The 9,993-nt window shown below is 72.0% G+C and carries 7 protein-coding genes; 4 read left to right on the top strand and 3 right to left on the bottom strand.

Annotation, left to right across the window (positions count from 1 at the left end):
• On the bottom strand, positions 1-2,875 hold a 2,875-nt coding region (locus tag RBH18_RS41120; protein ID WP_306215936.1), incomplete at its 3' end, for a glycoside hydrolase family 48 protein.
• Positions 2,876-3,055: 180 nt separating this feature from the next.
• On the opposite strand from RBH18_RS41120, the gene RBH18_RS41115 reads away from it, so the two are divergent.
• Positions 3,056-4,405 (top strand): endo-1,4-beta-xylanase, encoded by a 1,350-nt coding sequence (locus RBH18_RS41115; protein ID WP_306215935.1) that lies wholly within the window; start codon positions 3,056-3,058, stop codon positions 4,403-4,405.
• A 78-nt stretch (positions 4,406-4,483) separates the two neighbouring features.
• The gene (locus RBH18_RS41110) at positions 4,484-6,103 is read left to right on the top strand and encodes a PstS family phosphate ABC transporter substrate-binding protein (protein ID WP_306215934.1); all 1,620 of its coding nucleotides are present in this window, start codon (positions 4,484-4,486) and stop codon (positions 6,101-6,103) included.
• A 1-nt stretch (position 6,104) separates the two neighbouring features.
• Here RBH18_RS41110 and RBH18_RS41105 read toward each other — a convergent pair whose 3' ends face one another.
• Both RBH18_RS41105 and RBH18_RS41100 read right to left on the bottom strand, forming a co-directional pair.
• Complete coding sequence (locus RBH18_RS41105; RefSeq protein WP_306215933.1) at positions 6,105-7,487, bottom strand: Nramp family divalent metal transporter; 1,383 nt, start codon at positions 7,485-7,487, stop codon at positions 6,105-6,107.
• Positions 7,459-8,310 carry a shikimate dehydrogenase gene (locus RBH18_RS41100; protein WP_306215932.1) on the bottom strand — a complete coding sequence of 284 codons (852 nt, stop codon included), beginning with the start codon at positions 8,308-8,310 and terminating at the stop codon, positions 7,459-7,461. The genes RBH18_RS41105 and RBH18_RS41100 overlap by 29 nt, the downstream gene beginning before the upstream one ends.
• A 96-nt stretch (positions 8,311-8,406) precedes the next feature.
• On the opposite strand from RBH18_RS41100, the gene RBH18_RS41095 reads away from it, so the two are divergent.
• Both RBH18_RS41095 and RBH18_RS41090 read left to right on the top strand, forming a co-directional pair.
• Positions 8,407-9,018 carry a TetR/AcrR family transcriptional regulator gene (locus RBH18_RS41095; protein ID WP_306215931.1) on the top strand — a complete coding sequence of 204 codons (612 nt, stop codon included), beginning with the start codon at positions 8,407-8,409 and terminating at the stop codon, positions 9,016-9,018.
• Positions 9,015-9,993 (top strand): sugar phosphate isomerase/epimerase family protein (locus tag RBH18_RS41090; protein ID WP_306215930.1); only part of this gene is annotated, 979 nt, incomplete at its 3' end. The genes RBH18_RS41095 and RBH18_RS41090, both read left to right, overlap by 4 nt.

Here is a 9,993-nt window from a genome sequence, read left to right as displayed (position 1 = left end):
AGTCGGCGTAGCCGGTGGCCACGTCGACCTGGGCCCAGAAGCGGTGGTAATTGAAGGTCGGCGCCGGGCCGCCCTTCAGGTACGCGTCGACCTTCGGGTAGTCGGGGTCGTTCTTGTAGAAGGAGCGGATGTCCAGGAACGAGACGCCCGGCTTGATGACGTCGCCGTTGGGCATCGTGCCGGACCAGCCCGGCGGGATGTAGATGCCCTGGCCGGTCGCCGCGTCGTACACGTCGTCCATGCGGTTGTAGTCGGCCCGGGTCTCGGTGACCGAGACGCCCTTGCTGTCCTTGTACGCCCAGATCGCGTCGAGCAGCCCCTTGGCGGCCGTCTTCGCGGCGGCGTCGCCGGACTTGGCGGCGTAGTAGGTGAGCAGCTTGGCGAGCGAGCCCGCCACGCCCAGGTCCTGCCCGGTGCTCGTGACGGTGACGTGCAGGCCGGAGTTGGTGCCCGGGGCGGCGGCGTTCCAGGTGTCGGGCTTGCCGGTCCAGGCCAGGTCGGACGGGATGGCGAAGGAGGTGGCCCCGATCGTGGTGTTGGCGAGCGCCCACGGGACCCACTTGTCGAGGACCGTCTTGGCCTTGGTGTCGCCGGTCAGGTAGTAGTACTCGGCGAGGCGCTCGAGGGACCAGGTCTGCATGCCGAACCAGCGGTTGGACGGCGGGTCGGCGTAGACGGGGGCCTCGACGTAGGACAGGCCGTAGAACGTCGGGGTGCCCGCCGGCGGCGCCTGGTAGGAGCCGTTCCAGCTGTTGGTGGCGCCGCCCGCGATGGCGCCCTCGGAGGACTGCAGCCAGCGGTAGAACTCGAGCTGCCGGTTGAGGCTGGCCTGCCAGTCGGCCTTGGCGGTGGCCGACTTGGGGGTGAGGACGCCGACGTTGGAGAGCACCCAGGCGGCCATCGGGTTCTGGTAGCCGAAGTGGCTCGTGCTGGATCCGATCCGCCAGGCCCAGCCCGCGCTGGTGTCGGTCGCGCCGCCCCAGGCGTAGTACCAGCTCATGAGGTTGTTGGAGCTGCTCTTGCCGGTGCCCGCCGCGCACGAGGTGGACGTACATCCGGGGTTCTTGAAGTATTTGTCGTAGAACGAGTAGCGCAGGTAGTCACCCATCTTCGCGGCGCTGGCCACGGCCGCGGAGATCTCGGACGCCTTGCCCTGCTCCGAGGCCCACGTGTACGCCCAGTAGGCCGCCTGCACGGCACGGGAGTCCGCGTCCGGGGCGTTGGTGTACTTCCACTGCTTCGCGTACGAGGCGTCCTGGGTGAACAGGTCGAGATAGCCGTTGGGGCCGCCGTGGGCGAACGTGTCGCAGGACGGCTGCGGCACGGTCTCGAACGTCGACTCCTGCGGGCCGCGCTGGAACGTGTTGATGGAGACGACCCGGGTGGTCTCGTCGCCGCAGTGCCCGAAGCCGTACACGTTGTCGACGTCGAGCAGCCAGTGCATGCCGTAGATGTCCGAGGTCCCGTACGTCGTCTTCAGCTCGTTGGCCAGCGGGTCCTGGCCGACGCTCACCGACGGGTCGAGCTTCGACGGGTACTGCGACGGCTGCGGGTACTCGGCGGCGTAGGTGGCCGGCTTCGACGGGTCGTACTTGTCGTTGGTGGGCTGGTCGGCGTGCGACGGGATGATGTACTTCTCCATCGTCTGCCACGCGGTGTTGAACGGCGCCCACTCCCCCGTCACCTGGCCGTGCTCGGCCTCGAGCCACAGCCAGTAGCTGAACGCCTCGGAGGTCGTCTCGTGCCCGTGGTCGGGCGCCTCGTCGATCAGCGTCTCGATCGAGTGGTAGGGCACGCCCTCCTGACTGAAGTAGCCGTTGGCCGGGTTCTTCAGGTCGGCGTACAGCTGCGCGAAGCGGGCGCTGGCGCTGTTCTCCGCGAGCACGGACGCGCTGATCGTGGCGGTGTCGACGCCGGTGCCGCTCGCCGAGAAGGTCGCCGTGCTGTTCAGGGCGGCGGAGGCCGTGGCGGCGACGGTGACCGTCTGCGCGGTGTTCCAGTTCGCCGTGGTGAAGGTCAGCGACGCCGGACTGGCGGTCACGGCGGTGGATCCCGCGGACCGCGCGACGGCCACCGTGACGTTTGTGGTGGGCGCCTTCGAGAGCTTCACCGCGACCTGCTTGGAAGCGCCCGGCGCCACGGTCACCGACGACGGGGTCGCCACGACCGCCGGGTTCGCCGACGCGTCGACGTAGACCGGGACGTCGGCCGTGGTGCTGCGGACGCCGGCCGAGTCGAAGGACACCGCCTGGACCCGGTAGGCCGCCGTCTGCGCGGGGACGCCTGTCCACGTGTACGCGTACGGGGCGCTGGTGTCCGTACCCAGCAGCAGTCCGTCGTGGTAGAACTCGACCTTGCTGATCGTCCGGCCGCCGGAGGCAGCGGCCGTGGCGGTGATCGGGATCGAGGCGGGCGCGGTGTAGCGGGTGTTCGCGGCCGGCGCGCTGATCGCCACGGTGGGTGCGGCCGCGGCGCCGGTGCACGGGGTGCCGTTCAGGCTGAAGGACGTGGGCAGCGGGTTCGCCGAGGTGAACGTGCCGTTGAAGCCGGTGTTCACGGTCGCCCCGGTGCCGAGGCTGCCGTTCCAGGCGACGTTGGCCACGGTGACGTGCGCGCCGCTCTGGGAGTAGGTGCCGCTCCAGCCCTGGGTGACCCGCTGGCCGGCGTCGGGGAAGTCGTACTCCAGCGACCAGGTGCTGACCGGGTCGCCGGTGTTCGTGATCGCGATGTCGCCGGTGAAGCCGCCGGTCCACTGGCTGGCCACCTTGTACGTGACGCTGCAGCCGGCGGCGGCGAAGGCGGGTGGAGCGGCGGTGAGGACCAGACCGGCGCCGAGGAGCACGGCGCCGCCGGCCCGGAGGGCTCTGGATCGCATGGTGGCCTTTCCGGTCGGACGGAGGGTGGGAGCGCTCCCAAGACTGTGTGCGCCCCGTCACACGCGCGTCAAGAGCCCGCAACAAATTCATCGATGTTCGGCGATATTGACAGCTCGAACCGCCGCCGGTAGGCATAGGGGACCGTCGTGGGAGCGCATCCACACGAGGGAGGAACAGCCATGCGGCTCCCCGCACTGCTCGCCACCGCGTCCCTGATCGTCGCGCTGACCGCCGCCCCGGCCGCGGCCGCCACGTCACTCGCCCAGCTCGCCACCGCCCAGGGCGTCGACATCGGCGTCGCCCTGGATCCCGGCCGCCTGTCCGAGGCGCCGTACCGGACCATCGCGGACACCGAGTTCAATCTGGTCGTCCCGGAGAACGCCATGAAGTGGGACGCCACCGAGCCCGTCCAGGGCCAGTTCACCTTCACCGCCGGCGACACGGTCGCGGCCTACGCGGCCCAGACCGGCAAGGAGCTGTACGGCCACACGCTCGTCTGGCACAGCCAGCTGCCGTCCTGGGTCTCCGCCCTCGACGCCACCGCCCTGCGCGCCGCCATGCTGAACCACGTGACGACCGTCGCGAGCCACTTCGCGGGCAAGGCCGGCTCGTGGGACGTCGTCAACGAGGCGTTCTCGGACAACGGCGACGGGTCCCGGCGCACGTCGGTCTTCCAGACCAAGCTCGGGGACGGCTGGATCGCCGACGCGTTCCGGGCCGCCCGGGCCGCCGACCCGGGAGCCAAGCTGTGCATCAACGACTACAGCATCGAGAACATCGGCGCGAAGAGCACCGCGATCTACAATCTGATCCGCGACTTCAAGGCCCAGGGCGTCCCGATCGACTGCGTCGGCTTCCAGGCGCACCTCATCCTCGGCCAGGTGCCCGGCGACATGCGTGCCAACCTGCAGCGCTTCGCCGACCTGGGCGTCGACGTCCGCGTCACCGAGCTCGACGTGCGCATGGCCACCCCGCCCGACGCGGCGAAGCTCGCCCAGCAGGCGAGCGACTACCGCGCGGTCGTGACGAACTGCCTCGCGGTCGCCCGCTGCCAGGGCGTCACGGTCTGGGGCATCACCGACAAGTACTCCTGGATCCCCGGCGTCTTCCCCGGCCAGGGCGCGGCGCTGCTGTGGGACGACAACTACGCCGCCAAGCCCGCCTACCAGGCCGTCGCCGAGGCCCTGGGCGGCACTCCCGAGGAGCCGGCGCCGGCGGGATGCCGGGTGTCCTACTCGGTGGCCAGCCAGTGGAACAGCGGGTTCACGGCCGCGATCACGATCACCAACACCGGGAGTACGGCGTGGAGCGGCTGGGACCTCGGCTTCTCCTTCGCCGCCGGTCAGACCGTGAGCCAGGCCTGGAACGCCACCGCCACCCAGACCGGCACCACGGTCGCCCTGCGCAACGCCTCCTACAACGCGACCGTGGCCCCGGGCGGCAGCGTCTCTCTCGGATTCAACGGCACCCACACCGGCGCCAACCCCGCCCCGGCCGCCTTCACCGTGGGCGGCACCGCCTGCGCCTGAGAAGTTCACCGGGCGTTCCCCGGCCCGTTTCCCGGCACCGTGCACGCTGGGTTTCCGCTGCGGAACGGGGGCCGCCCGGTGACTCTGACGCTCAACACGACCATCGCCCTGCTCAGCGTCGCCGTGCCCGCGCTGGCGTTCGTCTGGGAGTTCGCGGTCGTCCGGCGCAAGCGGCTCGGCTACCGCGTGCAGATGGACTCGCGGGCGTCGGACACCGCGCACGCGCCCGGCGCCGAGGTGCTGCGGCGCATCGGGGCCAACGGCGACACCCAGCTGCGCGATCCGTCCTTCGTGCTCATCCGGGTGGAGAACGCCGGCTGGATGGAGATCGACGAGACCGACTACCTGGCCCCGGCCGACGACCCGACCGGCCTGCGGGCGGTCTTCCGGGGCCGGCGCGTCGTCGGCATGGCGCTCACCGAGTACAGCCACGACGCGCTGGTGCACTTCTTCACCAGCGGCGCCCAGGAGCGGCCCGGCTTCCGCAGGGAGGAGCACGACGGCGCCGGCGTGCTGTGCCTGCCGAAGGTGAAGCTCAACAACGGCGCCTACTACAAGGTCATGGTCGTGCTGGCGCGCACCGCCGGCGACGACGGCAAGGAGTTCGAGGCGCCGTCGTTCGAGGCCGACCTGCTCGCCCGGCGCCTCCGGATGCCCGGCCGCGGCCCCGGCCTGCTCGCCCGGCTGCGGGCGGGACGCACCGAGAGCCACACCTTCGCCTCGCGGGCCGCGCTGGTCCTCATCGGACTGCTGACCACGGCCGTGCTCGCCCAGTCGGGCCTGACGCTGTTCGGCAGGCAGGACCCGCCGCCGCTGGACTGCGTCGGCGGCACCCTGCACCTGCACGGTTCCACCGCCTTCGAGCCCGCCGTACGCCGGGCCGCCGAGACCTATCAGCGGCTCTGCGCCGCCAAGGGCGCCCGCATCGACGCCACGGACTTCCAGGGCAGCGGCGCCGGCATCACGGCCCTCGAAGCCGTCGGCAACGACGCCGGCGAGCTGGGGACCGCCGGGGTCGGGAACCACCTCACCTTCCACGACGGCGAGCCGGAGGGCCCGCACCCGCAGCTGCTGGCCCGGCCCGTCGCGTACTCGCTCTACACGCTGGTGGTCAACCCGGACGCCCGGGTCCGGACGCTGACGCCGGCCCAGATCCGCGATATCTACGCCGGCCGCATCACCCGCTGGTCCGACGTGAAGGGCGCCGACCTGCCGATCAACCTGGTCAACCGCTCGAGCACCTCGGGCACCCGGCAGGCCCTGGTCGAGCGCGTCCTCAACGGGCCGGGCGCCACCACGCGCGTCGACGTCCCGCCGGCCACCACCCCCGACTGCGCGGCGCTGGGCAGGGACAAGCCCGGCAGCTGCGAGGCCGACAGCACCCGGGCGCTGCTGGAGACGGTCGGTGAGGTCCCCGGGGCGCTCGGCATGAGCGAGGTGAGCAACGCCGCCGGCGCTGAGCAGGTCGTCCAGGTGCGCATCGGCCAGGTGCCCGCCACGCTGGCCGGCGTCGAGGACGGCAGGTACCCGTACTGGCAGACGGAGATCGCCTACACGTACGGGGAGCTGCCGGCCGACTCGATCGCGGCGGGCTTCCTGCGCTACCTCACCGACCAGGGCGGCAAGGACATCCTGCGCGAGTTCGGCAACCGCCCCTGCTCCGAGACCGAGTTCCCCCTGGTCTGCGAGCCGGCGTGAGTCACAGGCGCTGGAGCTGGGTGACGACCATGGCGACGGCGAAGAAGCCGTAGAAGGCGATGGCCGCGAGCATGCCGCCGAGGCGCCAGCCCCGCAGGCGTACGGGGGACGGCAGGTCGCGGGTGTTGAGGCGCACCAGCAGGATCGAGTAGAGCAGCGTGACCACCGAGGCCGCGCATGTGGAGACGATGAGCAGGCCGAGCGGCTGGGTGAAGCCGGCGAGCAGGATCAGCGAGCCCAGCACGATCTCGGACCAGACGACGGTCAGGTAGAGCCGGGGCTCGGTCCAGCGGGCCGACCCGGCGAGATAGTTGCGGCGCAGGAAGTCGGCGGCGAGGCGGCCGATGATGTCGAGCAGGCCCATGGCGGCCGCCCACAGCGACACCGTCGCGACGGCGAGGAAGAGCACCTTGAGCCAGCCGCCCACCTCGGCCGCGAAGATGTCCGCCTGGATGCGCAGGAACGAGGGGCTGTTCTGGAGGTCGCCGCGGCCGAAGAGGGTCTCGTAGGCCAGCAGGCTCATCACGCCGATGGTCACGAAGCACACCGCGACGAACGTGACGAGGTGCTCGATGTTGGCGCGCCGCCACCAGACCGTCCAGCGGTCCTGGGAGCCGGGCGGGAAGGCGTACCGGTCGGCACCGGCGGCCTCGGTGCGGCCGGTGACCGGGGAGATCAGCTGCGGCACGTGGGCGCCCATGCCGTAGCGCTTGTCCCGGATCCAGTTGGACAGGACCAGGTTGTGGACGCCGCCGGCGCCGGCCGCCCCGATCGCGCTGAGCAGGAGCGTGAACGAGATGCCCTCCGGGATGCGCCCGAACTCGGTCACGGTCGCCCGGGCGCCCTCCCCCCAGGTGGACAGCGAGATCACGAAGACGACCACGACCGCGAGGAAGAACAGGGTCAGCGCCACCTTGGCCGTCTCGACCCGTTCGACGGTCGTGTAGATCACCTTGGAGAAGGTCAGGAGGACGCCGATCGCCACGAGGACGCCGACGGTGATCCCGACCGGGTCGCCCCCGCCCACGAGGTAGGTGAGGACGGTCGAGCCGCTGGTGGCCCAGCCCGGCCAGACGTACTGGAAGGCGCCGGCCAGGCAGATGAGCACGCCCCAGCCCTTCCACCAGCGGGAGAAGCCCGCGACGGCGGTCTGCCCGGTGGCGAGGGTGTAGCGCTCGATCTCCATGTTGATGACGAACTGCACGGCCAGGGTGGTGAAGGCGAGCCAGAGCAGGCCGAGGCCGCCGATCGCGGTCAGGTACGGCCACAGGATGATCTCGCCGGCCGCCATGCCGATGCCGACGGCGACGACGCCGGGGCCCACCATGCGGCGCAGCGGCGGGGGTTCGGGGAGCTCACGGGTGAGGACGGTGCTCGTACGCATGGGGCGCTCCAATGAGGTCGGCGACGTGCCGCAGCATCCGGGCGGTGCCGGGGGCGCGACCGGTGAACAGCTCGAACGCGGCGGCGGCCTGGAAGGCGCACATCGCCGCGCCGCCGGCCGCCCGCACGCCGGCCGCCCGGGCGGCGCGCAGCAGCTCGGTGTCCACCGGCAGGTAGACGATGTCGACGACCCACAGGCCCGGGTGGAGCAGGCCGGTGGGCAGGGGTGAGCCGGGGTGGGCGGCCATGCCGACCGGGCTGGCGTTGACGACGCCGTCGGCGGCCGGGACGAGCTGTGGCAGGTCGCCGGGCGCGGCGGTGGCGATCCGCCCGGCGGCGAACGGGGACGCGGCCAGGGCCGTCCGGCGCGCGGCGTCCGGGTCCACGACGGTGAGCCGGCCGGCGCCCAGGGCGAGCAGGGCGTACGCGCAGGCGGCCCCGGCACCGCCCGCGCCCAGCTGCACGACGTGGCCGGTGGCGGCGGCCGGCAGGTGCAGCCGGAACGACTCGGTGAAGCCGTACGCGTCGGTGTTGTGGCCGTGCCGCAGCCCGTCGCGGAAGACGACGGTGTTGACCGCGCCGATCGCCCGGGCCTGCGGCGACAGGTCTTGGAGCAGCGGGACGACCTGCTGCTTGAACGGATGGGTGATGTTGAGCCCGGCGTAGCCGTCGCGTTCGGCGAGGTCCAGCACGGCCTCGGGCGCCTCGTCCCGGTCGAAGAGGGTGTAGGCGAGGTCGATCCCCTGGTGCGCCGCCTCCGTGCGGTGCAAGGCGGGCGACAGCGAGCCGCCGATCCCCGCACCGACCAGGCCACACCGCACCATAAGATCAACCCATTTCAATGTACGAACTGGTACGTTAGTTATCCGATGTGGCGCACGTCACTGTCAAGAGGTGCGGAGGCAACGATGCTCCTGAGCGTGGAGAGGCAACGCGACGCCGAACGGACCCGGGCGGACATCCTGGACGTGGCCACCGGCGAGTTCGCCGACCGCGGCTACGGCGGCGCCCGGGTCGACGAGATCGCGGCGCGGACCCGCACGACCAAGCGGATGATCTACTACTACTTCGGCGGCAAGGAGCAGCTCTACCAGGCGGTGCTGGAGCGGGCGTACGCGCAGATCCGCGCCGCCGAGCGCGCCGTCGACCTCGACCACCTCGACCCGGTGGCCGCCGTGCGCCGCATCGCCGAGGTGACGTTCGAGCACCACGAGGCCCATCCCGCCTTCGTCAAGCTGGTCGGCGCCGAGAACGCCCAGCACGCCGAGCACGTGGCCCGGCTCGCCGGGGCGAACAGCTCCGCCGTCGGCCTGCTGCACGGCGTCCTGGAGCGCGGCCGGCGCGAGGGGGTCTTCCGCTCCGGCGTGGACGCCCTCGACGTGCACATGCTGATCAGCTCGTTCTGCTTCTTCCGGGTCGCCAACCGGCACACCTTCGGGGCGCTGTTCGGCCGCGACCTGCTCGACCCGGCCCGCCGCGCGCACTACCGCGAGATGCTCGGGGACCTGCTCACGCGGTACCTGCGGCCGTGACCCGCGGCATCGCGACGGTGTGCCTCTCCGGCACGCTCGACGACAAGCTCGCCGCCGCGGCGGCCGCCGGGTTCGACGGCATCGAGCTCTTCGAGAACGACCTCGTCGTGTCGCCCCGCTCCCCCGCCGAGATCCGCGCCCGCTGCGCCGATCTGGGCCTGCGGATCGACCTCTACCAGCCGTTCCGCGACTTCGAGGCGGTGCCGCCCGCGCTCCTGGCGGCGAACCTGGCCCGCGCGGAGCACAAGTTCGCCGTCATGACCGGGCTCGGGGCCCGCACGCTGCTGGTCTGCTCGTCGGTGTCGCCGGACACCGGCGCCGACGACGACCTCGCGGCCGAGCAGCTCGCCCTGCTCGCCGACCGGGCGGCGGCGCACGGGATCCGCGTCGCCTACGAGGCGCTCGCCTGGGGCCGGCACGTCTCCACCTGGGAGCACGCGTGGCGCATCGTGCGGCGGGCCGGGCACCCGGCGCTCGGGCTCTGCCTCGACTCCTTCCACGTCCTGTCGCGCGACCCGGACCCGGCGGGCATCGCGGGGATCACGCCGGGCAAGATCTTCTTCGTCCAGCTCGCCGACGCCCCGCGGCTGCGCATGGACGTGCTGCAGTGGAGCCGGCACCACCGGCTCTTCCCCGGGCAAGGCGCCTTCGACCTGCCCCGGTTCGTGGCGCTGTGCCGGGCCGCGGGCTACGCGGGGCCGCTGTCGCTCGAGGTGTTCAACGACGTGTTCCGGCAGGCCGACCCGTACCGGACCGCGGTCGACGCCATGCGCTCGCTGCGCGCGCTCGACGAGCTGCCCCCGGCCCCCGAGCTGGCCGGGCACGCCTTCACCGAGCTGGCCGTCGACGGCACGACCGGCCCCGGGCTGCGGGACGCCCTGCGCCGCCTCGGTTTCGGGCACACCGGCCAGCACCGCAGCAAGCCGGTCGAGCTGTGGGAGCAGCGGGCCTGCCGGATCGTGCTCAACAGCGCGG

Source organism: Actinoplanes oryzae, from assembly GCF_030757795.1.
In the GTDB taxonomy this organism is placed as follows: domain Bacteria; phylum Actinomycetota; class Actinomycetes; order Mycobacteriales; family Micromonosporaceae; genus Actinoplanes.
This window is presented reverse-complemented; position numbering and strand designations above follow the sequence as displayed.

Coding starts and splice junctions, on each gene's coding strand:
- RBH18_RS41105 (WP_306215933.1), bottom strand. CDS start 7,487: ATGCGTACGAGCACCGTCCTCACCCGTGAGCTCCCCGAACCCCCGCCG.
- RBH18_RS41100 (WP_306215932.1), bottom strand. CDS start 8,310: ATGGTGCGGTGTGGCCTGGTCGGTGCGGGGATCGGCGGCTCGCTGTCG.
- RBH18_RS41115 (WP_306215935.1), top strand. CDS start 3,056: ATGCGGCTCCCCGCACTGCTCGCCACCGCGTCCCTGATCGTCGCGCTG.